This is a genomic window from Marinomonas sp. NPDC078689 (assembly GCF_044542435.1).
Taxonomy (GTDB): Bacteria; Pseudomonadota; Gammaproteobacteria; order Pseudomonadales; family Marinomonadaceae; genus Marinomonas; species Marinomonas arenicola.
Genome location: NZ_JBITUJ010000002.1, coordinates 164352 through 190349, shown reverse-complemented (window position 1 = coordinate 190349; position 25998 = coordinate 164352). Strand labels below are relative to the sequence as shown.

Below are 25998 nucleotides of genomic sequence, written 5' to 3'. Positions count from 1 at the left end.
GAGCAGGATAGGGTGAATAAGGTGAGGGGAAAATAGAAGTAAAATAGGACAGGCATATCAAAACCCTTGTTATTACTGGGGTTTAACGGTGCCTGTCCTATGTTGGTCTTTTTTATGGGTTAATAATCCAACGCCATTTTTGCCATTTTCATTGTATTTTCAAACGAGGCACAGCCTGCGATGAACAAACCGTTGTGACAGAACATGGCATCGTCTAAACCGGTTACGTCTTGCAGTTCTTTATCAGACAAGCCTGCCCAAGGTGCGGGGAGCTTTTTACGGTCTTCAAATGAGCCAAGTTCAACGGGCACGGTTTGTATGCGCCATTGTCCTGTTTGGGATGGGTAAACCATAAACAAGGCGTCTTGCGATAACTTAAGGACAGTGGTTTTCCATGGCGTGTATTGTTCTAAAACGATCACTCTTGGGTCCGCGGCCTTTTCTATGGCGTTGGCGACTATGCTTCTTGCGTTTACGCCACCGCTTGCTGCAGCAATGAATCGAGTTAATATACGCGATGCAAAGGCAACGGCTTCATCAAAGCAGGCATCAAAATCGCTTTCTTCTTGCCATGTAGGATTAAACATTGAGATGGTTTGACTCAGGCTAATGCCGGTTGCTACGCCTTCTACGTGTCCGCAATCTATTGCGTCTATGGCGGATACTAAGTTTTTATCCAATGAGTTGGCGACTTCTTGATTGCCTGCGCATATTGTTAGACCGTATTTTTGCCAAATCAGTCCAAATGATGAAAACGGGATACCATTTTCTCGCGCCCCTGCGCCGCCTTTTTGGTGATGATCAAAACGGTCTTTTTCTGCGTCGTATATCCCACCTACATCTAACACAATGTCGGCTTTGGCTATGACGTCTAAGTCACGTGTGCGTATTAATTCTATCGATGGAAAAATGTGTTTAAGCGCGGCTACCGCAAATACGTCGTCTGCGTGAAAGTTGCCATTGTGCGTTGCGATTACTTGAACTTGCTCGGTCATTCTATAGTCTCTTTTATTAATTTCATTTCACTTAACAGCACACACGTACTAAAAATCGGGATTTTACGGGGTTTTAATGGTGGGTGACACAGTTCATTTGAGAATACCCAAGACAGGCATACGAAAAAGCCAGTAACCACGGTACTTACCGCTCTTTTCGGTTTATTTTTCAGACTTCTTCTATACTTAATTTTTGTTTTCTCAAGGAAGAGGAACGGGATTATGCCAATGCCCAGAAGTCAGCAAGTATGCTTAGACGATACCCCTTATTATCATTGCGTGGCTCGATGTGTGCGTCGTGCTTTTTTGTGCGGTGAGGATCCATTTACAGGTGCGAGCTACGAACATAGACGCAGTTGGGTCGAGCATCGTTTGCTGTTCCTCGCGAGTGTCTTTTCGATCGATGTGTGTGCCTATGCGGTGATGAGTAACCATCTTCATGTTGTGCTGCATATCGATTCAGAGACTGTGAAAAACTGGTCTGTCGTGGAGGTGTTAGAGCGCTGGCATAAGCTTCATAAAGGCACGACCTTTACTCAGCAATATATGCTTGGCGGCACGCTTCCAGCTTATGTGACCTCTGTAGTGGAAGCCGCCGCTGAAACTTATCGAGCACGCTTAACAGACATTAGCTGGTTTATGAAAGAACTTAACGAGCCGATTGCACGGCGAGCCAATCTAGAAGACGAATGCACCGGCCATTTCTGGGAAGGACGCTTTAAATCCCAGGCTTTATTGGACGAAGCGGCGCTTATCGCTTGCATGGTCTACGTGGATCTAAACCCAGTCAGGTCGGGTATTAGTGACACTCCAGAAAGCTCCGATTTCACCAGCATTAAGAAGCGAGTGCTTGCCGTGAAAGAAAACAGCCAGCCCAAGACGCTGCATCCTTTTGTCGGTCATCCACGAAAAGGCATGCCCAACGGTTTGCCTTTTAAACTCGCAGATTATTTAGAGCTAGTCGATATGACAGGGCGCATAGTGAAAGAGGGCAAAAAAGGCTCGATTGATGCCTCCTTACTTCCCATCCTACAGCGATTGAATATCTCGTCTGACAACTGGGTGTGTATTGCAACCGAGTTCGAAGCCAGAACAGGAAGAGTCGTCGGGCAGGCATCGTCCATTGACCAGTATTGCGAATCGCACCATCGCAGACGCAATCGAAAAAGCGCTCAGCGACTCGCCTGATTGAAATAGTCGAATAAATTACAAGGTATCAGCATGGCGTTGAGGGGTTCTCATGGCCAAAAACAGCCAAATAACCACTTCACTCAACGAGAATGTGCGCTCTAGCCTCATTCCTTCTTCTTATCGTTTACATCATTGTTTTATTCATTCCCTAGGCGCAAAGAGGTTGGCCACATTTTTTTGTAAGCCGAATATCAAGTGTTTGTTTTAATAGACTTTATGAAGTGCCTGGCACGGCTATCATCATTATTCATTCCATAAGAACAAAGAGGTTGGCTACGTTTTTTGTAAGTCGAATATCAAGTGTTTGTTTTAATAGGCTTTATGAAGTGCCTGGCACGGCTATCATCATTGTTTTATTCATTTCCTAGGCGCAAAGAGGTTGGCTACGTTTTTTGTAAGCCGAATATTAAGTGTTTGTTTTAATAGACTTTATGAAGTGCCTGTCTTGATATGAGGGTAAAACGCGTTTTGTTGATGGCGTTTTACCCTGAGGGGTGGTTAGTAGCATTTTGCCTGTTTATGGCGGGCGACAAGGGTGTCATAGACGGCGAGATTAGCCGGCATGTTGCTTTGTAAGTCGTTGATACGGGTGTCATGGGAGGGGTGGGTTGATAGCAGCTCTGGTGTTTTGCTGCTGCCGGCGGCGGCCATATTGCGCCAAAGTGTTACGCTTTCTCTTGGGTCAAATCCGGCTTTGGCCATGTATTCTAAGCCCAGTAAATCCGCTTCGGACTCATGTGTACGGCTAAATGGCAAAATAATCCCCACTTGCACACCGATGCCGAGTGCTTGGAAAATCGCGGTTTTCTCTACCGACTCTTCGCCACTTAATTGATAGCCTAATGCCAGAGCTTGGCTGGTGGCCATTTGCGTGGAGACTCTTTCGTTACCATGGCGGGCGATCACATGGGCGATTTCGTGGCCTACGACCGCGGCGAGTTGAGATTGATTTTCTGCGACGCTAAGCAGGCCTGTGTAGACGCCAATTTTATAACCTGGGAGGGCAAAGGCGTTAACTTGTTTGTCGTCAAACAGCACCACTTCCCATTTTTGGTTGCGATAATCATCCGGTAAGATGGCGATCAGTGCGTCTGCGACACATTGTACTTGTTGGCGCAATTGAGCGTCATCAGAAATGGGGGTTTCTTTCTTCATTGTGGTGAAGGATTCTGTGCCCATTTGATCCAGTTGGCTGTCGGGTAGGGCAACGAACTGGGTGCGCCCTGTGGGCGAGGCGCTGCAACCGACCAGAAGTATCATCGCAGCCGCTAAGGCCACTTTCTGAGAATGCGTTATTAATTTCATATCTGAACCGCCTTAAAAATAGCCTGTTTAGGGTCGAGTTTCTTTTCATTCTAGCAGCAAATAATTCGTGCTCGCAGTGGGAGATTTGTTAATGGCGGTTCGTCACCGATGACCTTGCGGCGCAGGTCGAGAAAGCGCGAAAAGTTTCTGTAAGAGAAAATTGTCTATATAACCGGTTTTTATGTCTCATCTAATGAAGATGACACTTTTTTATCGTCGCTTGAGTCGAGTATACTTACCGCCCCTCCATCAACATGTTACGAAGCATTTTATGACAGAATCCAGTTTTAGCTTAGATTTGGCCACTGAATTAAAGGCCATTGTAGGAAGTCAATACACCTTAACGGATGAAGACAAGAAGCAGCCATATTGTCAGGGCTTTCGCCTTGGTGGTGGTAATGCGTATGCGGTGGTGCGACCGGGCAGTTTGGTGGAGATTTGGAAAGTACTAAAAGCCTGTGTTAAGGCGGATGTGATTGTCATTATGCAAGCGGCAAACACAGGTTTGACCGGCGGTTCTACCCCGAATGGCGCAGAGTACGATCGTCCGATTGTGATTATCAGCACCATGCGCATTGATGATATTCAATTGATCGATCAAGGTAAGCAGATTGTTGGCTTGGCCGGCAGTACCTTGTTTGGCTTAGAAGAAAGGCTAAAACCATTCGGTCGTGAACCGCATTCGGTGATTGGTTCATCTTGTATTGGTGCATCGATTGTTGGTGGTATTTGTAACAACTCAGGCGGTGCCTTGGTGCAGCGCGGTCCTGCGTACACAGAAATGTCCTTGTTTGCCCAAGTGACAAGCGACGGTGAGCTGGAGTTGGTGAACAACCTTGGTATTGATTTGGGCGATACGCCAGAGCAAGTGTTAGAAAACCTTGGTAATCAAAGTTATCAAGAAAAAGACGTTCATTTCCCAGACAAACGCGGCTCGGATAACGAATACCAACAGCGGATTCGCGATGTCGACGCCGATACGCCATCACGCTTTAATGCGGACGCTCGCCGTTTGTTTGAAGCATCAGGCTGTGCCGGTAAATTGGCGGTGTTTGCGGTGCGCATTGATACTTTCCCGATTCCTGAAAAACATCAGGTTTTCTACATAGGCACCAACGATCCTGCGGTAATGGAACAAATGCGCCGAGATATGTTGTCGACCTTTAAAAACCTGCCTGTTTCGGGCGAATACATGCACCGAAGCAGTTACGACATCAGTAAAAAATACGGCAAAGACAGTTTCTTGGTGATCGATAAATTGGGCACCAAGTACATTCCTAAAATGTTTGCCATAAAGCGTGCGGTCGATCGCTGGGCAGGCAAATTTAAGTTTATGCCAAACAAGTTTTCAGATCGTATGATGCAATACATCAGCCAGCTGTTTCCGAATCATTTGCCGAAACGCATGGAAGAATACCGTGACAAATACGAACATCATTGGATTGTAGAAACCAGCAACGAGGGTGTTGCAGAAACCAAAGCTTACTTGGAAAACTTCTTTAAAGACAACGAAGGGGATTTCCTAGAGTGTACGGATCGCGAGGCGGATCAAGCGATTCTGCACCGCTATGTGACCGGTGGCGCATTGGGTCGTTACCATGTGATGAATGGCAAAGATCTGGGTTCCATCATGACCATTGACGTGGCATTCCCGCGTAATGAGCAAGATTGGTTTGAGCAATTGCCGCCAGAGATCGACGATAAAGTGGCGGTAAAAATGTATTACGGCCATTTCTTCTGCCACGTGATGCATCAAAATTACATCATGAAAAAAGGCGTGGATGCGAAGGCGGTTAAAAAACAGATTTTATCCAGCTATGACGCCCGTGGCGCTGAATACCCAGCGGAACATAATGTTGGGCACGAATACATTGCGAAGCCTGCTTTGCGTGAGTTTTATCAAAAAACAGATCCGACCAACAGTTTTAACTCCGGCATTGGTGGCACCAGTAAACTGAAAAACTGGCAATCACTGGACGACAAGCATCAGGGGTGTGGCTGCAAATAAATGCGTTTTTGATTAATAAGAGCGTCTATTTAGAAGCCGAGGTGGAAACATCTCGGCTTCTTTTTTTTCAACCGGCAAGGGTCTGAAAAGCGCGCAAGGTTTGGCATCTTGTTGTGTCTCAGTATGGCACTTTTGCGGACAAATATTGTCTATGTGGTTTATGGTATGTTTTCCTTTATGGATGCGTTTTCCTTTATGGATGCGTTTTCCTTTATGATAGTCCGACAGTATTTTTGTTTTTACCTTGGAACCCCAAAATTATGAACAGTACACCCACACACAAGCCACGTCCGATGGTTGACCTTATGGTGAGTGTTATCTTGCCTTCTTTTATTCTGATGAAAATGAGCGGTGAGGACAAACTTGGCGTCAGTGGTGGCCTAGTTGCTGCGCTTGCCTTCCCACTTGGTTGGGGGCTGTTTGAGCTTATCAAGTACAAGAAATTCAATTTCATCGCCTTGTTGGGGTTGGTGAGTGTGTTGCTCACTGGCAGTATTGGTTTGTTTGAACTGGACAACAAATGGCTAGCGATCAAAGAAGCCGCGATCCCTGCATTGATCGGCATCGGTGTGTGGGTGTCTACTTTTACACGCTACCCTTTGGTGCGCGCTTTGTTTTTTAACGCCTCTATCATGGACGTCGATGCCATTAAGCAAAAGCTTGCTGAAAACAACAGTACCGCTCAATTTGAGCGTCAGTTGATGAAAGCCACTTATTTTATCGTGGCCTCTTTTGCTTTTTCCGCGACGATGAATTACATCTTGGCGAAATGGATAGTCACCAGCCCAGCGGGCACCGAAGCCTTCAATGAAGAGCTAGGGCAAATGACGCTATACAGTTATCCGATGATTGCGATTCCGTCTATGATCATGATGATGGGCATTTTTTATTACCTGTGGCGCAGTATTCATAAAGCGACAGGGTTAAAACTGGAAGAGTTGTTGGTTAAAAAATAGCATTTCCTTCGCGTAACACCGCCTGTTCGATCGTCCATGGCCCTGTTTATCACGCTAGATAAACAGGGCCATTTTTTATTTCTTCGTTCCCTTAGTGTCCTTTCATGATCCCTTTTTCGTATTAATGGGGCAGTCGCCTTGTTGTGCGTTTTGGCCAAGTCGCTTTTGGTGTTCCTCTAGTCGTTTCCAGCCACCTCTCTCGCGAATCGAAAAATTAAACTGAGTTCATTGATGTTTACCAACTTTAAAGCCTCGATTTTAATCAGGAAGGAAGAGCAATGAACGCAGCAGAGCTACATGATAAAGCCATAGTGATCGATGGTTTGATTTGTGCGAAGTGGAACCGTGAACTCTTTGAAGACATGGCCAAGGGAAAATTAACCGCCGCTAATTGTACTGTGTCTTTCTGGGAAAACTTTGAAGGTACCGTTCGTAATGTGGTTGAGATGAATCAGCTGATCGAAGCCAACAGCGATTTATTAACCAAGGTGTACACCACCAAAGACATCCATCGGGCAAAAGCAGAGGGCAAAACTGGGGTCATGATGGGGTTTCAAAATGCCCATGCGTTTGAAGACCAAATTGGCTATGTACAGATTTTTAAAGACCTTGGCGTGGGTATAGTACAAATGTGCTACAACACGCAAAATTTGGTCGGCACCGGATGTTACGAGCGGGATGGCGGGTTATCCGGCTTTGGTCGTGAAATAGTCGCTGAAATGAACCGCGTCGGCATGCTGTGTGATTTATCTCATGTGGGGCCTAATACCGCCAAAGAAGTCATTCTCGAATCCAACAAGCCGGTCGCTTATTCTCATTGTTTGCCGTCAGGGCTAAAAGAGCACCCTCGCAATCGCAGCGACGAAGAGCTTAGGTTCATCGCCGATCATGGCGGTTTTGTGGGCGTTACCATGTTCACGCCTTTTTTGCGTGCAGGCGTCAATGCCACCATCGACGATTACGTAGAAGCGATTCGTTACATCTACAACCTAGTGGGCGAAGACGCCATTGGCATTGGCACCGATTTCACCCAAGGCCACGGCGAAGACTTCTTCGAATACCTAACTCATGACAAAGGCTATGCACGCCGTTTAACGCGCTTTGGGGAGATTATTAACCCGAAAGGCATTCGCACCGTGGGCGAGTTTCCTAACCTAACCGAGGCCTTATTGAAAGGCGGCTTCAGCGAGCGTCAAGTGTGCAAAATCATGGGCGAGAATTGGGTGTCATTGCTTGAGAACGTCTGGGGAGAATAAGAGGTTCTTGTTGTGACGTTCAAGCGATTTCGTTCATAGGGTTTTAATGTCCAGTTAATCAATCTAGCGACCAATGTCTTAGGAAAAAAATTATGGGAACTCATGCGCCAGAAATGCCAATTGCCGTCGATGATGACACCGGTGTTTGGAATACCGATGCTTTGCCAATGCTGTATGTACCACGCCATTTTTTCGTTAATAACCATATGGCGATTGAAGCCGAAATAGGCGCGGATAGATACGCCGAAATTCTCTACAAAGCCGGCTATAAATCTGCGTATTTTTGGTGTGAAAAAGAAGCTGAACTGCACGGCTTTAGCGGCGATGAAGTGTGGCACCATTATCTAAAACGTCTTTCACAACGGGGCTGGGGCTTTTTTATTACCGAAGCCTTGGATGTGGCAAACGGCACCGCTAAGGTGCGCTTAGAAAACTCCGCCTTTGTGTACCATTATCAGCAAGAACACGGTTGTAAGGTGAATCGCAAGGTGGATTATATGTTCACCGGCTGGTTCGCTGGCGCGCTCGATCAGGTGGCCAAAAGCCAAGGGCTGACAGTGCGCAGCCAAGCCATTCAAACACAGAGTGCTGCAGAAGAAGGGTGCGATGTGGGCTACTTCTCGGTGTCACCACTGTAATCTTTTGACTTGTTGTCCGTTATTTTAAATAAGGCGGGGTTCTATTATGTCCCAGTATGATGCGTTGTTCGAGCCATTAAACATCAACAAATTGACGATACGCAACCGTATCGTCAGCACGGCTCACGCGGAGGTATATGCCACCGATGGGGGCATGACAACAGACCGTTATGTGAAGTATTACGAAGAAAAAGCCAAAGGCGGTTGTGGTTTGTGTATTTGTGGTGGCTCCAGCGTGGTGTCGATCGACAGCCCACAAAGCTGGTGGAGTTCCGTTAATTTGTCCGTCGATCGTATTATTCCGCACTTTCAAAATCTGGCCGACGCGGTACACAAACACGGTGGTAAGATCATGATTCAAATTACCCATATGGGACGTCGCTCCCGTTGGGATGGCGAAAACTGGCCAAACTTGATGTCGCCTTCTGGTATTCGTGAACCTGTGCATCGTGCGACCTGTAAAACCATCGAAGTGGAAGAAATCTGGCGCATCATTGGCGACTTTGCCCAAGCGGCACGCCGCGCGAAAGAAGGGGGCTTAGACGGTGTTGAATTGTCGGCGGTTCACCAGCATATGATCGACCAGTTCTGGTCGCCACGAGTCAATAAACGTACCGATGAATGGGGCGGCACGTTTGAAGGTCGCATGAAATTTGGCATGGAAGTGCTAAAAGCGGTGCGCGCAGAAGTGGGGCCAGATTTTGTTGTCGGTTTGCGCATTTCGGGGGATGAGTTTCACCCTGATGGTTTAAACCACGAAGACATGAAGCAAATAGCCAAATACTTTGACGACACTGGCATGATCGACTATTTCGGTGTGGTCGGGTCAGGTTGTGATACTCACAACACCTTGGCCAATGTGATCCCCAACATGAGTTACCCGCCAGAACCGTTTTTGCACCTTGCTGCGGGCATTAAAACCGTGGTGTCTGTGCCTGTGATACATGCCCAGAACATTAAAGACCCAAACCAAGCCAAACGTATTATTGAAGGCGGCTATGTGGACTTTGTCGGCATGACCCGCGCGCACATTGCTGACCCGCACTTTATTGCCAAAATCAAGATGGATCAGGTCGATCAAATACGCCAATGTGTCGGCGCAAACTATTGCATCGATCGCCAATACCAAGGTTTAGACGTGTTGTGCATTCAAAATGCGGCCACTTCTCGAGAATACATGGGGTTGCCTCATACCATAGAGAAAACCACCGGAGTGATTCGTAATGTGGTTGTGATTGGTGGTGGCCCTGGCGGCATGGAGTCTGCTCGAGTTGCGGCTGAGCGTGGTCATAACGTCACCTTAATAGAAAGGGCTGAGGAGCTCGGCGGGCAAATTACCTTGGCCGCAAAAGCACCACAGCGGGATCAAATTGCAGGCATTAGTCGTTGGTTAATTATGGAGTTGGAGCGCTTAGGCGTTGAGATTCGACTCAATACGGCAGCCGATGAATCCTTGGTAAAAAGCCTGAACCCTGATGTCTGTATTTTGGCCACCGGTGGCCGCCCTTTCCTTGAGCAAAACCCAGAGTGGGGCGCAGAAGAAGGCTTGGTGGTGTCCACTTGGGACATTTTAAGTGGCAAGGTAGAGCCGGGTAAAAACGTGCTGATCTACGACACGATTTGCGAGTTTTCAGGCATGTCGGCGGCGGATTATTTGGCCTCAAAAGGCGCCTTGGTGGAGCTGGTTACGGATGACATTAAGCCCGGTGTTGGCATTGGCGGTACCACCTTTCCGACTTACTACCGTTCGCTGTATGAAAAAGACGTGATCATGTCTTCTGATTTGATTTTGGAAAAAGTCTACCGCGAAGGGAGCAATCTGGTGGCGGTGTTAGAAAACGAATACACAGGCCAGCAAGAAGAACGCGTGGTGGATCAAGTGGTGGTGGAGAATGGCACGCGTCCAAACGAGGATTTGTATTACGCCTTAAAAGCCTCGTCTTGCAATAAGGGGCAAATCGACATGGAAGCCTTGTTTGATATCAAGCCTCAACCTGTGCTCGAAGCAGAGGGTAACGCGGCGAGTGATGGCATGATTTTATGGCGTCTTGGGGATTGTGTGTCGCAGCGAAATACGCATGCGGCGCTGTATGATGCTTTGCGCCTTTGCAAAGATCTTTAATGGTTAGAGCGCTCGTTGATGAGGATTCATCATGGTTATTGACTGGTTACCTTCAGTTTTAATTACGACGCTGCTTGTGTTGGCGGTGATCGGAGGGGTGCGGCGAGCCAATTTATGGCGCGCCGGGCAGCCGGAAAAAGTGAACATAGTGGCGGGTTTATTGGCGCTGCCAAGACGCTATCTGCAGGACCTTCATCATGTGGTGGAACGGGACAAATATATGTCTCGCAGCCATGTGGCGACGGCCGGTGGTTTTGTTTTGTCGATGATTTTGGTGATCTTGGTGCATGTGTTTGGTGTCACTAGCCAGCTGCTGGCGGGGGCATTATTGGTGTCTCTGGTGCTGATGTTTGTGGGGGCTCTGTTCATTGCGAAGCGTCGTTTACATCCCCCTAGTCGTTTATCGAAAGGGCCTTGGATGCGATTGCCGAAAAGCTTATTGATGTTTTCGCTGACTTTTTTTGTGCTCACGCTTCCTATGGCAGACATTTTGCCTGAAGGCACTGGCAGTTGGTTGCTGACGCTGGTGTTGTCGATCGGCATTGTTTTGAGTTTGTCTGAAATGCTGTTTGGTATGACGTGGGGCGGGCCGATGAAGCACGCTTTTGCTGGCGCTTTGCACCTTGCTTTTCATCGTCGCCCTGAGCGTTTTGGGGGTGGTCGCTCTACTGGGTTAAAACCTGCCGTATTGGGTGGGGATGTTCACGGTGTGGCCAAACCGAGCGATTTTAAATGGAACCAATTACTCGGTTTTGACGCTTGTGTGCAGTGCGGTAAATGCGAAGCCATGTGTCCGGCGTTTGCGGCTGGACAGCCATTGAACCCGAAAAAGTTGATTCAAGATATGGTGGTTGGTTTGGCGGGCGGCACAGATGCCAACTACGCCGGCAGCCCTTATCCAGCCGGCAAGGGCGACGCAAAAGTGTTGGGCAACGCCAAAGGTGGGATCGATAATGTGATCACCGCCGGTCTCATTGATGCTGATACGTTATGGTCTTGTACCACCTGTCGTGCCTGTGTTGAAGAGTGCCCTATGATGATTGAGCACGTGGACGCAATAGTCGATATGCGACGCTTTCTGACAATGGAAAAAGGCAAAACACCCAATAAGGGCGCTGAGATCTTAGAGAATATCATAGCGACGGACAATCCAAACGGTTATGCGCCAGCGAGCCGAACGCATTGGGCGGCGGATCAGAATTTGCCCTTGATGAAACAAAAGCAAACCGCGGAGGTTTTGTTTTGGGTATCCGATGGCGCTTTTGATATGCGCAGTCAGCGTATTCTCCGAGCTTTTGTGGCTCTAATGAAAGCCGCTAATGTGGACGTCGCTATTTTAGGTGACGAAGAACTTGATTGTGGCGATGTGGCAAGACGATTGGGCGACGACGCTACCTTTCAGCAGTTAGCGACGCGTAATCTGGCGACGCTTGGTAAGTATAAATTTAGCAAAATAGTCACCACTGACCCTCACGCTTACCATTGTTTGCGCAATGAATACGGTGATTTTGATGTGGATGGTGTCTTGTCTAAAGGAGGGTCAGGCCAAGGCGTTGAGATTCTTCACCATACCACCTTCTTGAATCAATTGGTGCAACAGGGGTTACTCAAACTGAGCGCTTTTAAAGGCGGCAAAGTCACCTATCATGATCCGTGTTATCTGGGACGCTACAACGGCGAATACGAGGCGCCAAGAGCACTGCTAGAATCATTAGGCATTGAGATCGCGGAAATGGAGCGCTCGGCTTTTCGCTCCCGTTGTTGCGGTGGCGGTGGTGGCGCACCTATTACTGATATTCCAGGGGAGCGACGAATTGCAGACATGCGAATGGAAGACATTACCCAGACTGGGGCTGAGTTAGTCGCGGTAGGCTGTCAGCAATGTACGGCGATGCTAGAAGGTGTGGTTGAGCCGCGTCCAGTGGTCAAAGACATCGCTGAAATTCTGCTAGGTCAGCTTATTGAGGAGGTGCATGAATGACGACTTCTTCATCCGCTATCGTGCGCCGAGATCCTCGTAAGGAATGGATTGCACGAAATCGTTTGCACCCGCAGCATCATGAGGTGATCAGCGAGGGATTAGGGCATGTTATTGGGCCGAGTGGATTGCCCCGTAAAAACCCTCATCAAATTGGTTTTATTGGCCCTAATGGCATTAAGCGAATAGATCGTCTTAAGGGCAATGGGGCAGCCGTCAGCCAGCCTCATCAGGCAAAGTCATCGGACACGGTATTGCCATTGCATACGGTGACGGCCCCTGATTTTTATATTTTTGTGGTGCCAGATTTAGTCGGCGGCCGCTTGTCTGTTCATGATAAAGACATTTTAGGCCTCGCTCATGCTTTGCAAGCGGACATGGAAGGCAAGGGCGCGGTGGTCGCCGTGTGCTTTGGAGACACCAAAGAGGAACACTTTGATCTTGCTGGGGTGGATCGTTTGATACAGCGAACAAGTGATGAGTTTGATGGTTTTTCCCCTGAAGCGAGAGCGGCAGCGTTAATTCAGATGGAGGAAACCTGGGCGCCAAAACATTGGTTGTTTCCAGACAGCGTGCATGGCGGTACGGATTTAGCGTCGCGTCTCGCGGCGAGTTTAGGAGAGCGACCTGCCTCACAAGCATGGCAAGTGACGCCTGAGAAGGTTGTTTGTCGTGGCGCTGGTGGCAGCCTTGATATTGCCAGACAAACACCGCGTATTGTGATGGTGTTAGAAGAGTGTGGCAACGCCATTGATGAAACGCGTCACCAAGTCTTGCCGTTGGAAATGCCTGCTTTTCATGAGCACACGCCTCGCATGCTCGATCGAGGTCAGGTGGCGGTGGACCCTAATGAAATTCCATTAGCGGAGGCTGAGTTCATCCTATCCGCGGGCAATGGTATTCATAATTGGCCGCAATTTCATCAGACCGCTGAGGCGCTGGGCGCCACAGAAGGGGCGAGTCGGGTGGCGGTGGACGACGGTTTTATGCCGCGTTTTCGCCAAGTGGGCGCTTCTGGCACCTGGGTCACCGCGCGCGTGTATATGGCCGTGGGGATTTCAGGGGCGATTCAGCATATGCAGGGAATCGGCCAGTGCGACAAAATCATAGCCATTAACACGGATGCCGGTTGCGACATGGTAAAGCGGGCGAATTTAAGTGTGATTGACGATAGCGACCTTGTGTTATCAGAGCTGATGCTGCTTGCTCAGGCTTATGCCAGTGAGCATGGAAATCAGCAAGGAAGCAAAAAACAGGAGAACAGTGATGCCGCTTAATATTGTTTCCTTAGTGTCGGTGGGGCGTCATCCTCAATCGGGGCGTGCACGACGCGCAGAACAAGATTCACGGGCGGTAGAGCTTGGTTTGAAATTAGCCGATACGGCCTTGACTGTGCTTCATGTTGGTAACCCAGATGACCCGGTATTACGACAATATGCAGGCATGGGCTTGCCTTCTTTAACCGTCTTAAAACAAGAGGATAGCGTCGATGCTGTGCCTGTTCTACAGCGTTTTTTAGAACAGAAAAACATCGACATAGTGCTGACCGGTGTCCGTGCTGAAAGCGGCGAGTCATCTGGTATGGTGCCGTATTTATTGGCGCACGCGTTAGGCTGGCCTGTGGTGGCGCGGGTGGCGGATATTGTCGCAGTTAAGGATGGCAAGGCGGAAGTGCTGTTGGCCTTGCCTCGTGGGCAGCGCCGTGCAGTGAGCATTCAATTGCCGTTTATAGCGAGCATGGACCATGCCGCGGAAGCGGCTCGCCAAAGTGCCTTTGCCGTTGGTTTACGAGCGACAGTAGAAAGCGTCGAGAGTGTTGGTGAAGTGGATCAGATTCGTGTAGATTGGCAAGAGTCGGTGGCAAAAATTCGTCCGAAACGTCTAAAAACGGTGAAAGCGAAAACCGCGGCTGAACGCTTCAAAGCGGCCACGGCAAAACCCGAAGGGGGCACTGGCAAGGTGATGAAAAACGAAACGCCGAAAGAAAAAGCACGCGCTATTTTTGATCTTTTACTAGAAGAAAAAGTGATTCGCTAGGTACTAAACTATGATGATTGTAGACTTGGTTGATGAAGTAGATTTTAAAGAAAAGCTGATCGCGCTCGGGGCGCCTATTCGCCAAGAGCAGAGCTTAGAAGAGGTGCGTGATGCGACCTTAGCCTGGTTAAAAGAATGCCCTGAACAGATCTCTTTTGTGCAGCAGCTTTGCCAAGAGATGGAGCATAATGAAGTAACCGTTCTGCCGGAAGTGAAAGCGCTATTGCGTCGTTTTGTCAGTTTTACTGGCATAGCATAAGCGGATTATTGGCTCATGATGTGAGCGTGAAACCATCAGAATCACAGTAAAACGGGCGCTCTGTAAGCGCCCGTTTTTTTGTGCCTGACATTCAGTTATCGTTAGGGTGCCTGCAGGTTTTTCTTGATGGTATTGGCGTACCATTCTAAAAAGTTAATGATGCCAAATTCATAGGTTTCTGAATAAGGCCCTGGCCGATAGCCCATGGAATTAATGCCTAATTGGTTGCGTTCGCCAAGTACTTTGTCTTGCTCGTTGGTGGCATCCCAGACGTGACGCAGTTTTTCTGGCTCGTAATCAACGCCTTCTACCGCGTCTTTGTGCACGAACCACTTTGTTGTCACTATGCTTTCTTGAGCCGACACCGGTAACACGCGAAACACAATAAAGTGATCAGATTGCATGTGGTTCCAAGAGTTAGGCAGATGCAAAATTCGCATTGAGCCCAGTTCAGGGTTTTTCACTCGGCCGAGCATTTTTTGACAAGCGGCGCTGCCATCCATGGTCATGACCTTGGTGTTCTTTTTCAATGGCATGCGCACCATGCGGTTGCGCTGCGACGAACCAAAGCTTTTGTGTTGATGGGGAATGCCTTCGGCGTCCCATTTTGCCGCTTGCGCAGTGTAATGGTCTAAGAAATCTTGTGGGGCACGAGGGTCGTTTGTGTCGTCCCATTCGAGCAAGGTGTTCAATAATTCTGGGTGGCTGCCTGCACAGTGATAACATTCGCGATTGTTCTCAAGTACCAGCTTCCAGTTGGCGCGTTCGTACATGGTCGATTCCGCCGCCAGTTTGGTGTTCTCCACATCGTAGGGTTCCATGTACTCATCAAGAGACGCTAGAAACTCATCAAATTGATCGTTAGGAGCGGTCTCGCCTAAACACACAAAAATAAAACCGCCAGCGTTTTTGCAATGGGTCGGTTTTAGGCCATGCTGTGTTTTATCAAAATTCTCATTCATCTCGGTGCCAGCAAACAACAGCTTGCCTTTTAAATCATAGGTCCATTGATGATAAGGGCAAACGAGATTGGCAACCTTGCCACGATGCTCGCTGCAAATGATAGAGCCTCGATGGCGGCAAGTATTGTGGAAGGCATTTATGTTGCCGTCGGCATCACGCAGCACTAATACTGGGTTTTGTCCTACCTCAACCGTGAAGTAGTCGCCTTTTTTGGGGATTTCACTGGTCATGCCAACGAACAACCATTCTTTTTGAAACACCTCTTCCATATCAATACGAAACATGTGCGGATCGTTATAGAGCGCGGCTTCCAAAGAGTGGTTTTTGAGGCGCTTATCCAGTGCGCTGAGCATGTCAGTGCGAGCCTCATCAAGGGTAGCGTGGCGGACATTGAGTAGATCGTTTTGGTTCATCTTTCTGGACCCTTAATAACAAAAAGAATAGTGCATGGGGTGTCAAACTGACGGTGGTTTGTTTGCTACTCAAGCGCGCCGAATGGAGGATTCTTGAGCGATAACATTAGGCTTATCTTCTCCCAATGACGGCTTATTAAAATGCCTAATCGCGACATGCTGTGACATTCAAATCGACCGCTCATGGCTTGAATTACGTGGTCTTGACTGCAATGAGCAAGTTATTGTCGTTTAGAGTTAATTGGTGCGCACAAAGTCGAACGAGAATGAGCGAAATACCAGACAATAGCGTCACTAATTGGGAACTTTCTATGACTGATTCGACTCCTGCTGTAAACGCGGATTACTTAGCCCCAGTAAACACTCAAACTTGGGTTAATGGCCGTCACAATGTGCGTTGCGTAAAAGTAATTCATGAAACGTGGGACGTGCGCACTTTTTGTTTTATGGCGCAACAACCGGTGATGTTTTTCTTTAAGCCTGGGCAATTTGTTACCTTGGAATTAGAGATCAATGACAAGCAAGTGATGCGCTCTTATACCATTTCGAGCTCGCCATCGGTGCCTTACAGTTTTTCTATTACGGTGAAGCGTGTTCCGGGTGGGGAAGTGTCCAATTGGCTTCATGACAACATGGTCATTGGTAGTGAAGTGGCAGTGCACGGGCCTGTCGGTCAGTTTAACTGCATTGATTTTGCCGCCGAGAAAGTTCTGCTTCTGTCTGGTGGCGTGGGGATTACCCCCGTCATGTCGATGGCGCGTTGGTGGTTTGATACGAACGCCGATGTGGACATTACTTTTATCCATAGTGCGCGTTCGCCTCGTGATGTCATTTACCCTCGTGAGCTGGATCATATGGCATCGCGTTTGGATAATTTTGGTTTGTACTTGATTGTCGAGCGCATGGAAAACGGGTTGCCATGGCAAGGGTATCGCGGTTTCTTTGATGAAGATAAGTTGAAAATGATTTCGCCAGATTTTATGGAGCGAGAGATTTTTTGCTGTGGCCCAACGCCCTATATGAAGGCAGTGAAACAATTACTGCAAGAACATGGTTTTGATATGTCTCATTACCATGAAGAGTCCTTTGGCGCGACCCCAGACAATGTGGTGGAAGATGCGTTAGAACAAGCGGAAGTCGCGCAAGCAGAAGCCGATGCGATTAACCAAGAAGATTTACTGCGTGTGGAGTTCACCAATACCGGCAAAAGTATCCAAGTTTCTGCGGGAGAAACCTTGCACACCGCGGCCGCAAAACTGGACTTAATGATCCCCAAAGCTTGTGGTATGGGAATCTGCGGTACTTGCAAAGTGTTGGTGAAAACAGGCCAAACTCAAATGGATCATAACGGTGGTATCACCGATGAAGATGTAGAAGACGGCTATGTTCTGTCGTGTTGCACCGTGCCTAAGTCTAATGTTGTTGTAGAATTTTAATTAACAGGCTATTTTTGTTAAATGCTGGATCAATAAAAGAGCAATGGTGATTTAAAACAGTGCGAAAACAGAAAAACGACGGCGTTTTAGCCTGACAAAAAGAGAGCCGTAAAAGACGTTTTATTTAAGGGTTGAGGAGGGTGTCTTATCTGACATGACTTGAGCCGTAAATAGAAACGTCTTTTTGCTTATGCGTCTTTTTATCAAACGCCTGATTTTTCTGTGCTTAAAAAGCGTTTAACTGCCATTTGGCTTGGTTATATTGATGTGGTTTTACCCTAAATAATAAAAATAGTATTTTCTTTAATCTTGGTCTGAATTTTGCCTAAGTTTAAAGAGTGAAAATAAGAGGGCACAGACATGGCTACGACAACACACTCAGTATCTCCTCACGAGGCAAAAAAGGTGATCAAGGTAGGGTTTTTACTACTGGATCATTTCACCATGATTGCGTTGGCTTCCTCGATAGAGCCATTGCGAATGGCCAATCAGTTATCCGCAGAAGAGCTGTATAGCTGGCAACTCATTTCTGAGGATGGACAGCCTTTATCCGCGAGTGATGGATTGAGCCTGACACCAGATTTTTCCATTGCGAATGCGCCTGAGCTAGATTTGATTATTGTCGTGGGTGGGTTAGATATTACCCGTGCCTTTACCGCGAAGCAGGTCTCTTGGTTACAGCAAAAAGCCCGCAAGGGTGTTCACTTAGGCAGTATTTGTACTGGGGCTTATGTGTTGGCGCATGCGGGTTTGTTGGATGGATATAATTGCAGCGTTCATTGGGAGTGCTTAACCGCCTTGCAAGAGCGTTTTCCTAAAGTAAATTGCAATAATTTGCTCTTTTCCATTGATCGCAATCGAATCACTTCATCCGGTGGCAACGCCCCAATGGACATGTTTTTGACCATGATTGCTCGTCAGCATGGTGCAAAGCTCTCGAATGCGGTGTCTGATATGTTTATTTGTGAACGTATTCGTACTGAGTCTGATCAGCAACGTATGCCACTGCGCCAATTGAATAATGGCGGAGGCTGCAAACCCAAATTGGTCGATGTGATTCAGTTGATGGAAAATAACTTAGAAGAACCAATAGAGCTGGATGAAATGGCGACCTTTGTGGATGTGTCGCGTCGGCAAATAGAGCGCATGTTCCATAAATATTTGGATTGTTCACCATCGCGCTATTATCTGCGTTTGCGACTAGACCGAGCTCGTCAATTATTAAAACAGTCGAATATGTCGATCGTGGAAATTTCCACCGCTTGTGGCTTTATATCCACCCCGCATTTTAGCCGCTGCTACCGTAAACACATCGGTATTTCGCCGCGAGACGAACGTAAAATGGCGTGGAGCCATGTGGACCTAGTGCCAGCGGCGACCACCTCCAATGAAACGGGTAATTTTGTGTATATGGCCCATGCCTCTTCGGCACTTAATAATGCGCATGCAGAACCCAGTTATGGCTCGGTTGCCATTTAAAACGCTTTTTATCTGGTGAATGAAGAATACGGATAAAAAAAGGGAGCGCAGGCTCCCTTTTTTACGTCTGTTTTTTGGCTGTTAAAAACCTATTGATGGCAATACAGGAGCGTTTCTTTGTGCACTTGGCTTCTTTCTGAACAAGACCAGTTCGGGTAGCTTTCCTGACTATCAGTTCGTTGTACGATGAAAAAAGGCTGATGTTGCGAAGGCAACCAAGAGTTTAGTGCTCGGGAGCGCTGTAAGGCTTTACCTGCTGAATAAAACTCGGCCGAAAATGGTCGGTGTCTTAAGTAAAACAGATCCGCATCGGCGTGTTCTTTTTGCGCTTTCCAGCTGGTCATTATATTGGCCTCTGAACGAGCGTCACCATAGTGAAAATGAAGAGCGCCAATAAACACAATCAAAATAGCAGGGGTAATAAAACCTACGCCATAAAGCCAAGACGGCAGCGCTTTTTGGTGATGGTAATGAACCACTAAGAGCGCGGCAGCCGGCAGAGCAGGCATGACATAGGTTAATAAAATGTTCCCCGCAAAGGTAAACAAAAGCAGTGGCGCGAGCAGCCAACAGAGTAAGAAACAACCGAAGCCATTGGCGGATTCTTGAGTGTCCTGACCGGATTTCAGCAACCTGACCCATTGCGCAATGATGATGGGCGTCCAAGGCAGTATGGCGACTACGCCATAAAGCCAAATAGTGCCACGGACTTTCTCGTGGGCGGTGCCATATAAATCCCCTTGCCAACCACCAATAACAAAGCGCTTGATGTGCTCGCCGACAATAAAGTAATCCAAAAATCCGGGGGTTCGATATTCCGCGAGTGCATACCAAGGCAAGGCAATCAGTAAAAACAGAAGGCTACCATAACCCCAAGGTAGAGCTTGCCAGAGTTTTTTCCAACGGGCATTAGGCAGCAACCAAAGCGTCAAACTGATGCCAACCAGTACGAGAGCAAGCGGGCCTTTTGAGAGCATGCCGAGCGCCAAACCAACAAAGAATAGGTAACCCCAAATAGGGTGTTTTTTGTTCCAAGCGAACCAGAAGCTGACCATGCTAAGGGTAATGGAAAAGGTTAATGCGGTATCGGTTGTGACGGCGCCAGAAATCAGGATAAACGAGAAGGTGGAGGCGAGTACACTGGCCGAAAACAGCCCCATTCTTCTTGATTGAAAGTGGGTTTTTGCCAATAAATAGGTCAACCAAAGTACGCCTAGTCCCACCAAAAGATGAGGCAGTCGAGCAGCCAGTTCAGTGATACCAAAGAGGCTGAATCCGACACTGCTCAACCAGGTGAACATTGGCGGTTTTCCCCAAAATGGCACATTGTAATCAAACATGGGGGTTACCCAGTTTCCTGTTTCTACCATGATGCGGGCCATTTCGCCGTAGCGTGCTTCTGTGGTGTCCATCAATGGGTAGAGACTCAAGGATAATAAGCGTATTACGACACAGCCAAGCAGCAGCAATAATAGGCTCTTTGAAGAGGGTAAAGCGTTTGTATTACGGGGCATACTCTAGTTCCTGATGGGCAAAAGTGGGGCGGTTTAAAGACTCTTCCATTAGGACATAGAGTGGTCGTTGTTTGGATTCAATGAACAGGCGCCCGACGTATTCGCCAAGCACGCCAATCGACAGGAGCTGAATGCCGCCTAAAAACAAAATCATCAACATGGTGGAAGGATAACCGGTCACCGGGTCTCCCCAAATAAGGGTTTTGGTGAGTATCACTAACGCCATAATAAACGCGCTCAGGGAGGTGAAAATGCCCGCCATGGTCGCCCAGCGCAAAGGCTTGGTACTAAAAGAGGTAATGCCTTCGAGCGCCAAATGAATCAGTTTTGGGTAATTCCATTTTGTGGTGCCAGCTAAACGAGGGTCTCGGTCGAATTGCAAAATGGTACGTTTAAAGCCCGGCCACGCAAGCAAGCCTTTCATAAAGCGAGTGCGCTCTGGTAAGCCATTAATCACGGACACGACTTTTTGATCCAGCAGGCGAAAGTCACCGACGTTCTCAGTGATCGGCTGATCGCTCATTTTCGACATCAGTTTGTAAAACAGACGAGCGCTAAAGCGCTTCAGGAAATTTTCTCCATGGCGTGCTTTACGTTGCATCTCCACCACTTGAGCGCCTTCTCGCCACGCTTGTACCATGTCTTTGATGCATTCTGGCGGGTCTTGTAAGTCGGCATCCAGTAGAATGGCGCATTGCGCCGTGGACGCTTTTAACCCGGCACTGGTGGCCGCTTCTTTACCGAAATTACGGCTTAATCGCAAGCATTGTACTTGATGGATTGTATGGCGAAAGGTTTTGACGAGGCGCCAGCTGAGGTCTGTGCTACCATCATCGATGTAAATGATTTCGCAGTGTTGACCAAGCTCATCTAGAGCGCGACAAACCCTTTCATGACAGGCCGCGAGTACATCCATTTCATTTAAAAAAGGAATGATGACACTAACCAATGCTTGTTCTGATTTTGGCTTTCTTGTTGGTGCTTTATAAAGGTAGGGTACTGCACTCATGATTCACCTTTTGCGTACTCTGATTTGAATACTGACATGTTACTCAATGGGGTGTCGTAAAAAGGTGATTCACTTTTTTTTCATGCTAATGCGCCTAATTTAGCCTAGCACAGATGCGACCTTGCTAGGCAGACAGAGACAGAGAACGAATGAAACTACTATTGGTTGAAGATCACAAAGATATTGCTGGGGTTATTTTCGATTATTTCGAAATCAAAGGCGACATTCTGGACTACGCAAATAATGGCGTGCAAGGCCTTGAACTGGCAAAAAATGGGCATTACGATGCGATTATTTTGGACGTCATGTTGCCTAAAATGGACGGGTTAACCGTTTGTCGATTATTACGAGAAAGCGGTAAAGACACACCGGTTTTGATGCTCACAGCGCGTGACACAAAAGACGACATTTTGAATGGTTTTACTCATGCCGCAGACGATTATCTGATTAAGCCGTTTGACTTGGAAATTTTGGATGTGCGTTTACAGGCGCTAATTCGCCGTCGTAACGGCGGGGTCGCCAACCGAGTGTTAACCTTTGGTGCTTTGACCTTGGACATGAACACGCGAGTGCTACAAAGGGAAGGCAGTCGTTATTCTCTTAACCCTTCGCAATACACTATTTTGAAATGCCTAATGAACCGTGCGCCGGAAGTGGTGAGCAAAGAAGAGATTTGTGATGCTTTGTGGGGCGATGAAGAGCCAGACAGCAAAGTACTGCGCAGTCATATTTATCAGTTGCGTAGCTTGATAGACCGCCCGTTTGAACACGCTTACTTAAGGACGATCTCAAAAGTGGGCTATCGCTTAGTGGCGGAAGGCGAAGAATGAAGCTGATAAGAACCTCTAAACAATTAACCGTTACTTATTTCTCCATCGTTGCTTTCGCGATTATTGCTTTCCATTTTTCTATGCTGGTGTCGATGATAGAAAACATGGAATCGATTTACGCCAAAACCCGTATGGATAAAGACATTGCGACGGCGACCCAGATGTTTCAGGGCACGACACTCACTCATGTTTCTGTTCCTCCGTTTTCAGAGGCTTACTTAGGTAAACAGAACTTACCTTCTTGGGTGGTTTTAGAAGACGATGTGTCTGACGATAAGACTTATCACCTAGACTCAGATTCCGATACGAATCTTGAGTTTTTTTCCATGCTTAAGAAAGTGACGATCAATGGGCAAGTGCGAGACCTCTATTTGATCCACTACGATGAGATTTATGAAACCAGTGAAGCCAAGATGTTTGATACTCAAACCATCCAATTGGTTATCTCTCTGTTGTTGTTGGTGGTCAGCTTATGGGTCGTAATGCGTATATCTAGTCGCTTGACGGCCCCTTTGTCGAGCTTGTCGAAAAACTTAGCATCACGCAGCCCTGAGGATTTCGTGCCGATTCCGATTCCTGATGGCGCAGCAACACGCGAAATACATCAATTAGTGGATCACTTGAACGGTTATCAGAATCAGATTAGAAGCCTGATTGATCGCGAAAGAGCCTTTAACCGTAATGCGAGTCATGAGCTGAGAACGCCTCTGATGGTCATGCGAGGTGGGTTGACCTTATTGGGCAAGTCAGACTCTAAAGAGTTTATTGAGCGTCAGCGAGTGCGCATGATACATGCGTGCCAAGAGATGGAAGATTACATTACCACCTTGTTGTCATTAACCCGAGATGAGGACCCTGAAAACCTCTCGTTTCGAGAAGTTACGCAAGCAGAGCTGAACTTAATCTGCCGTGCTCATACAGACTATCAGCCGAAGTCGTCGGTGGTATTAGAAACCCTTGCGCAAGGTGTCGTGCATACGAAGTTGCCGGTTGCGGCTTTGCATATTCTTATCGGTAATTTGGTTAAGAACGCGCTGGCATGCACTGAAGAAGGCTTGATTCAGCTTATTATGCTGGATAATGAGATTAAAGTAGTAGACACAGGCTGTGGTTTGGATGGTAAACCGCACGGTGAAAGTTATGGTTTGGGCTTGATGATTGTGCGTGATATTTGTGCGAAATATCGTTGTGAATTTAGTTTAGTAAACAATGATGACGTAGGTTGTACCGCTACCGTGTTGTTCCCATTAGAACAAGAGGTCTGATGTTTCTCGATGGCTTTGGGTTTACGTCATCAATACCTAAGCTAGGATCTCTTAAGGAAATCAAACACGGATAATTCACTGTACAAAAGGCCGCTCATCAGCGGTCTTTTTTTTGTGCCTAAGGGCAGGCAGGCTTGCGATTGAACACCCAAAATCGAGAAAAAGCATAATTTAAAAACAACCCCAAGACGATGCCAGGCACCATGGCGACATAAGGCCACAGCAGAGAATGGGGGTGAGAGTTAGGTAATACAAACTTCATCAAAAAGTAATAGCATCCCCAATTAGGAATAAAAGACAGCCCTGAACAAAAAAGAAAATGTCCCCATTGTTGCAGTGTTTCTTTAGGGTTCATGGTGTTGGCATGGCGGAAAGTAAAATGTCGATTCCATGCCCAGTTAGAGGTTGCCGCAATCCAAAATGAGCCCGTTCTTGCTAGCATCGGCGATAGCCAAAGGGAAAGCAGGATCATGCAAGTGAGATCAACGAGAAAGCCAATACTGCCAACAATGGCAAAACGAACAAAAGGTTTTTGAAGGATAGTCTGAATCATCAAATCAGTGTAAAAATAGTACCATCAAAAAAAAGTGAACAAAACGCTAACCCAAACAAGGAGAACAACCATGAAAGTATTGGCATTCGGTGCAAGTTCGAGCGCGCAGTCAATAAACAAAACGCTGGCAACTTATGCTGCAGGCTTAATAGAAGGCGCGACCGTCACAGTGTTGGATTTGAATGACTTTGCTATGCCGCTGTTCAGCGAAGACAGTGAAAAAGAATTTGGTGTTCCCAGCGAAGCTCAGGCCTTCTTGGATGAGATCGCCGAAGCGGATTTGCTGGTGGTGTCTTTTGCTGAGCACAATGGTTGTTATACCGCGGCCTATAAAAACACCTTTGATTGGGCGTCGCGCTTGGTGACTAAGGTTTATCAAAATAAACCTGTTATTGCGTTATCCACTTCTCCTGGGCCTGGTGGGGCGAAAAGTGTGTTGGCGCTTGCGTTAAATAACTTGCCGTTTTTCCAAGCGAATGTATTAGGAAGCTTAAGCGTTCCTTCTTTTTACGATGTTATGAAAGACGGTGATATTGTGGATGACGAGCTGAAGCAGTCTTTAGTGGCATTGATGGCAAAAGCTTCTGCGTAATAGTGTATTTGTCACGTAAAAAATCCAACTCTAGAGTTGGATTTTTAGCTCTGAATACGGCTTAGCTATGCAGCACGCTAGTAATGGTGGATTTCTTCGTGATCTTTGCGGCCTTTTTCTCTTTGGCGGTTAACAGAGGTTTCTTTTTGGAATCTTTTTTGCTGTTTTGACCCTTACTCATAATCGTTTCACTCGTTGTAAACTGAATAAACCTGAAGTCAGTTTGAGCCAACCTGAGGGCGCTTGTTGTGCGGTTTGAATTTCTCTATGCGCAACAAAATCAGTATGTGCCTATTTTTGAAGAAGCGATATAGAGAATCGGGTGACGCTTAAAATATATTTATTTGAGAATCTGTTGTTTGAAAAGCGCATCGATATCCGGTGTGACAGGCTGCTTGCTTTGGCCGTTAAATCGCGTAAATTTATGTTTAGAAACAGCCTTTTTGGATTTTCTACAAAAGAAAGGTGCTTGTAGTGCGAGGCCTAACGCGTGGCGATAGCTGGCGGTAAGGGGACATTAAAAAAGAGGTTTGAAATGGATAAGGAAGTGAAACTGGTTGTCTTGATAGAGGTTCAAGCTGGGAAAGCAGAACAGCAGGTTCGCCTTTTTAACAGGCTAAAGCCGTTAGTGCTAGCAGAGGACGGTTGCTTTGAATACGAGCTTCATCGAGTGTCTGACAACGAGAATCAGCTTGTTCTGACTGAACGTTGGGCCAGTGAAGCCGCTTGGCATGCGCATCATGAAACGCCGCATATGAAAGAAGCCAGCAAGTTGACGCCTTCGTTTCGAGCGGGCCCGACTAAGGTGTTGCGCTTGGATGTGGTGTAGAAATATGTCACTTTGATAATACAAAAAACATCATGAAATCGCGTTTTTTCTAAGGATCAATCATGCCGTTAATGTGGGTAGTTATAGGGACATTTGTGCAGCTGGGGCTGGGCGGTTACATGGTCATTGCGAGCATCTTTGCCGGTGGTGCCGTGGCTCAGCATCATGCATTGACGCCTTTTGACGATCAGGTATTAAGTTCCTCTTTTTTTGTTTTGCCGCTGTCCTTTGTTATTACGGCCATTATTGTGTTGGTTCAATATTGGAAAGGCGGCTCGGTTGCCAGCTTTTGGTGGTATGCCGTACCGTGGGGCGTGGTGGCGCTGTACGTAATTTATTGCCTGGTGTTTTTAAAGCCCGAAGTATGATC

At 47.3% G+C, this 25998-nt stretch carries 23 protein-coding genes; 17 read left to right on the top strand and 6 right to left on the bottom strand.

The window, feature by feature from the left end; genetic code table 11:
- Positions 1-119 precede the first annotated feature (119 nt).
- Positions 120-995 carry an MYG1 family protein gene (locus tag ACIGBN_RS04030; protein WP_396663771.1) on the bottom strand — a complete coding sequence of 292 codons (876 nt, stop codon included), beginning with the start codon at positions 993-995 and terminating at the stop codon, positions 120-122.
- A 222-nt stretch (positions 996-1217) separates the two neighbouring features.
- Between ACIGBN_RS04030 and ACIGBN_RS04025 the strand changes: the two genes are divergently transcribed.
- Complete coding sequence (locus ACIGBN_RS04025) at positions 1218-2183, top strand: transposase (RefSeq protein WP_396663769.1); 966 nt, start codon at positions 1218-1220, stop codon at positions 2181-2183.
- Between the two features lie 501 nt (positions 2184-2684).
- Here the strand turns inward: ACIGBN_RS04025 and ACIGBN_RS04020 are convergent.
- A complete protein-coding gene (locus ACIGBN_RS04020) occupies positions 2685-3491 on the bottom strand; it encodes a M48 family metallopeptidase (protein WP_396663767.1) in 807 nt (268 codons plus the stop codon).
- Positions 3492-3762: 271 nt separating this feature from the next.
- Between ACIGBN_RS04020 and dld the strand changes: the two genes are divergently transcribed.
- From dld to ACIGBN_RS03975, 9 genes are all read left to right on the top strand, one after another.
- Complete coding sequence (gene dld / locus ACIGBN_RS04015; protein WP_133003166.1) at positions 3763-5499, top strand: D-lactate dehydrogenase; 1737 nt, start codon at positions 3763-3765, stop codon at positions 5497-5499.
- Between the two features lie 260 nt (positions 5500-5759).
- Positions 5760-6455: a VC0807 family protein gene (locus ACIGBN_RS04010; RefSeq protein ID WP_133003167.1), complete on the top strand. Its 696-nt coding sequence runs from the start codon at positions 5760-5762 to the stop codon at positions 6453-6455.
- Between the two features lie 278 nt (positions 6456-6733).
- Positions 6734-7711 carry a dipeptidase gene (locus tag ACIGBN_RS04005; RefSeq protein ID WP_133003168.1) on the top strand — a complete coding sequence of 326 codons (978 nt, stop codon included), beginning with the start codon at positions 6734-6736 and terminating at the stop codon, positions 7709-7711.
- A gap of 92 nt (positions 7712-7803) precedes the next feature.
- A complete protein-coding gene (locus ACIGBN_RS04000; protein ID WP_133003169.1) occupies positions 7804-8349 on the top strand; it encodes a DUF5943 domain-containing protein in 546 nt (181 codons plus the stop codon).
- A gap of 46 nt (positions 8350-8395) precedes the next feature.
- A complete protein-coding gene (dgcA, locus tag ACIGBN_RS03995; RefSeq protein ID WP_396663764.1) occupies positions 8396-10471 on the top strand; it encodes a dimethylglycine demethylation protein DgcA in 2076 nt (691 codons plus the stop codon).
- A 31-nt stretch (positions 10472-10502) separates the two neighbouring features.
- A complete protein-coding gene (locus tag ACIGBN_RS03990; protein ID WP_396663762.1) occupies positions 10503-12452 on the top strand; it encodes a (Fe-S)-binding protein in 1950 nt (649 codons plus the stop codon).
- Positions 12449-13726, top strand: a complete 1278-nt coding sequence (locus ACIGBN_RS03985; RefSeq protein WP_396663760.1) for an electron transfer flavoprotein subunit alpha/FixB family protein — start codon at positions 12449-12451, stop codon at positions 13724-13726. Before ACIGBN_RS03990 ends, ACIGBN_RS03985 begins: the two co-directional genes overlap by 4 nt.
- Positions 13716-14486 carry an electron transfer flavoprotein subunit beta gene (locus tag ACIGBN_RS03980; RefSeq protein WP_396663758.1) on the top strand — a complete coding sequence of 257 codons (771 nt, stop codon included), beginning with the start codon at positions 13716-13718 and terminating at the stop codon, positions 14484-14486. The genes ACIGBN_RS03985 and ACIGBN_RS03980 overlap by 11 nt, the downstream gene beginning before the upstream one ends.
- 10 nt (positions 14487-14496) lie before the next feature.
- The gene (locus ACIGBN_RS03975) at positions 14497-14745 is read left to right on the top strand and encodes a hypothetical protein (protein ID WP_133003174.1); all 249 of its coding nucleotides are present in this window, start codon (positions 14497-14499) and stop codon (positions 14743-14745) included.
- A 101-nt stretch (positions 14746-14846) separates the two neighbouring features.
- On the opposite strand, the gene ACIGBN_RS03970 is transcribed toward ACIGBN_RS03975, so the two are convergent.
- Positions 14847-16121 carry an aromatic ring-hydroxylating dioxygenase subunit alpha gene (locus tag ACIGBN_RS03970; RefSeq protein ID WP_133003175.1) on the bottom strand — a complete coding sequence of 425 codons (1275 nt, stop codon included), beginning with the start codon at positions 16119-16121 and terminating at the stop codon, positions 14847-14849.
- A 311-nt stretch (positions 16122-16432) separates the two neighbouring features.
- On the opposite strand from ACIGBN_RS03970, the gene ACIGBN_RS03965 reads away from it, so the two are divergent.
- On the top strand, positions 16433-17557 hold the full coding sequence (locus ACIGBN_RS03965; RefSeq protein ID WP_133003176.1) for a hybrid-cluster NAD(P)-dependent oxidoreductase: 1125 nt from the start codon (positions 16433-16435) through the stop codon (positions 17555-17557).
- A 360-nt stretch (positions 17558-17917) separates the two neighbouring features.
- Positions 17918-19036, top strand: a complete 1119-nt coding sequence (locus ACIGBN_RS03960; RefSeq protein WP_133003177.1) for a GlxA family transcriptional regulator — start codon at positions 17918-17920, stop codon at positions 19034-19036.
- Positions 19037-19125: 89 nt separating this feature from the next.
- Here the strand turns inward: ACIGBN_RS03960 and ACIGBN_RS03955 are convergent, their stop codons facing one another.
- Positions 19126-20550 carry a glycosyltransferase family 39 protein gene (locus ACIGBN_RS03955; protein ID WP_133003179.1) on the bottom strand — a complete coding sequence of 475 codons (1425 nt, stop codon included), beginning with the start codon at positions 20548-20550 and terminating at the stop codon, positions 19126-19128.
- Positions 20540-21559 carry a glycosyltransferase family 2 protein gene (locus tag ACIGBN_RS03950; protein WP_133003180.1) on the bottom strand — a complete coding sequence of 340 codons (1020 nt, stop codon included), beginning with the start codon at positions 21557-21559 and terminating at the stop codon, positions 20540-20542. The genes ACIGBN_RS03955 and ACIGBN_RS03950 overlap by 11 nt, the downstream gene beginning before the upstream one ends.
- Positions 21560-21708: 149 nt before the next feature.
- Between ACIGBN_RS03950 and ACIGBN_RS03945 the strand changes: the two genes are divergently transcribed.
- Positions 21709-22389 carry a response regulator transcription factor gene (locus ACIGBN_RS03945; RefSeq protein WP_133003181.1) on the top strand — a complete coding sequence of 227 codons (681 nt, stop codon included), beginning with the start codon at positions 21709-21711 and terminating at the stop codon, positions 22387-22389.
- Positions 22386-23654: a sensor histidine kinase gene (locus tag ACIGBN_RS03940; RefSeq protein WP_396663754.1), complete on the top strand. Its 1269-nt coding sequence runs from the start codon at positions 22386-22388 to the stop codon at positions 23652-23654. Before ACIGBN_RS03945 ends, ACIGBN_RS03940 begins: the two co-directional genes overlap by 4 nt.
- A 118-nt stretch (positions 23655-23772) precedes the next feature.
- On the opposite strand, the gene ACIGBN_RS03935 is transcribed toward ACIGBN_RS03940, so the two are convergent.
- Complete coding sequence (locus ACIGBN_RS03935) at positions 23773-24207, bottom strand: GtrA family protein (RefSeq protein ID WP_396663752.1); 435 nt, start codon at positions 24205-24207, stop codon at positions 23773-23775.
- 70 nt (positions 24208-24277) lie between these two features.
- On the opposite strand from ACIGBN_RS03935, the gene ACIGBN_RS03930 reads away from it, so the two are divergent.
- The 3 genes from ACIGBN_RS03930 (at position 24278) to ACIGBN_RS03920 (ending at position 25996) form a co-directional block, all read left to right on the top strand.
- On the top strand, positions 24278-24799 hold the full coding sequence (locus ACIGBN_RS03930; RefSeq protein ID WP_133003184.1) for an NADPH-dependent FMN reductase: 522 nt from the start codon (positions 24278-24280) through the stop codon (positions 24797-24799).
- A gap of 535 nt (positions 24800-25334) precedes the next feature.
- The gene (locus ACIGBN_RS03925) at positions 25335-25628 is read left to right on the top strand and encodes a putative quinol monooxygenase (RefSeq protein WP_133003185.1); all 294 of its coding nucleotides are present in this window, start codon (positions 25335-25337) and stop codon (positions 25626-25628) included.
- Between the two features lie 62 nt (positions 25629-25690).
- Positions 25691-25996, top strand: coding sequence for a hypothetical protein (locus ACIGBN_RS03920; RefSeq protein WP_133003186.1), 306 nt, complete (start codon positions 25691-25693; stop codon positions 25994-25996).
- The last annotated feature ends 2 nt before the right edge of the window (positions 25997-25998 follow it).

Bases quoted from the DNA above. Each gene is read 5' to 3' on its own strand.
- ACIGBN_RS04030 (WP_396663771.1), bottom strand. From the start codon at position 995: ATGACCGAGCAAGTTCAAGTAATCGCAACGCACAATGGCAACTTTCAC.
- ACIGBN_RS04025 (WP_396663769.1), top strand. From the start codon at position 1,218: ATGCCAATGCCCAGAAGTCAGCAAGTATGCTTAGACGATACCCCTTAT.
- ACIGBN_RS04020 (WP_396663767.1), bottom strand. From the start codon at position 3,491: ATGAAATTAATAACGCATTCTCAGAAAGTGGCCTTAGCGGCTGCGATG.
- dld (WP_133003166.1), top strand. From the start codon at position 3,763: ATGACAGAATCCAGTTTTAGCTTAGATTTGGCCACTGAATTAAAGGCC.
- ACIGBN_RS04010 (WP_133003167.1), top strand. From the start codon at position 5,760: ATGAACAGTACACCCACACACAAGCCACGTCCGATGGTTGACCTTATG.
- ACIGBN_RS04005 (WP_133003168.1), top strand. From the start codon at position 6,734: ATGAACGCAGCAGAGCTACATGATAAAGCCATAGTGATCGATGGTTTG.
- ACIGBN_RS04000 (WP_133003169.1), top strand. From the start codon at position 7,804: ATGGGAACTCATGCGCCAGAAATGCCAATTGCCGTCGATGATGACACC.
- dgcA (WP_396663764.1), top strand. From the start codon at position 8,396: ATGTCCCAGTATGATGCGTTGTTCGAGCCATTAAACATCAACAAATTG.
- ACIGBN_RS03990 (WP_396663762.1), top strand. From the start codon at position 10,503: ATGGTTATTGACTGGTTACCTTCAGTTTTAATTACGACGCTGCTTGTG.
- ACIGBN_RS03985 (WP_396663760.1), top strand. From the start codon at position 12,449: ATGACGACTTCTTCATCCGCTATCGTGCGCCGAGATCCTCGTAAGGAA.
- ACIGBN_RS03980 (WP_396663758.1), top strand. From the start codon at position 13,716: ATGCCGCTTAATATTGTTTCCTTAGTGTCGGTGGGGCGTCATCCTCAA.
- ACIGBN_RS03975 (WP_133003174.1), top strand. From the start codon at position 14,497: ATGATGATTGTAGACTTGGTTGATGAAGTAGATTTTAAAGAAAAGCTG.
- ACIGBN_RS03970 (WP_133003175.1), bottom strand. From the start codon at position 16,121: ATGAACCAAAACGATCTACTCAATGTCCGCCACGCTACCCTTGATGAG.
- ACIGBN_RS03965 (WP_133003176.1), top strand. From the start codon at position 16,433: ATGACTGATTCGACTCCTGCTGTAAACGCGGATTACTTAGCCCCAGTA.
- ACIGBN_RS03960 (WP_133003177.1), top strand. From the start codon at position 17,918: ATGGCTACGACAACACACTCAGTATCTCCTCACGAGGCAAAAAAGGTG.
- ACIGBN_RS03955 (WP_133003179.1), bottom strand. From the start codon at position 20,550: ATGCCCCGTAATACAAACGCTTTACCCTCTTCAAAGAGCCTATTATTG.
- ACIGBN_RS03950 (WP_133003180.1), bottom strand. From the start codon at position 21,559: ATGAGTGCAGTACCCTACCTTTATAAAGCACCAACAAGAAAGCCAAAA.
- ACIGBN_RS03945 (WP_133003181.1), top strand. From the start codon at position 21,709: ATGAAACTACTATTGGTTGAAGATCACAAAGATATTGCTGGGGTTATT.
- ACIGBN_RS03940 (WP_396663754.1), top strand. From the start codon at position 22,386: ATGAAGCTGATAAGAACCTCTAAACAATTAACCGTTACTTATTTCTCC.
- ACIGBN_RS03935 (WP_396663752.1), bottom strand. From the start codon at position 24,207: ATGATTCAGACTATCCTTCAAAAACCTTTTGTTCGTTTTGCCATTGTT.
- ACIGBN_RS03930 (WP_133003184.1), top strand. From the start codon at position 24,278: ATGAAAGTATTGGCATTCGGTGCAAGTTCGAGCGCGCAGTCAATAAAC.
- ACIGBN_RS03925 (WP_133003185.1), top strand. From the start codon at position 25,335: ATGGATAAGGAAGTGAAACTGGTTGTCTTGATAGAGGTTCAAGCTGGG.
- ACIGBN_RS03920 (WP_133003186.1), top strand. From the start codon at position 25,691: ATGCCGTTAATGTGGGTAGTTATAGGGACATTTGTGCAGCTGGGGCTG.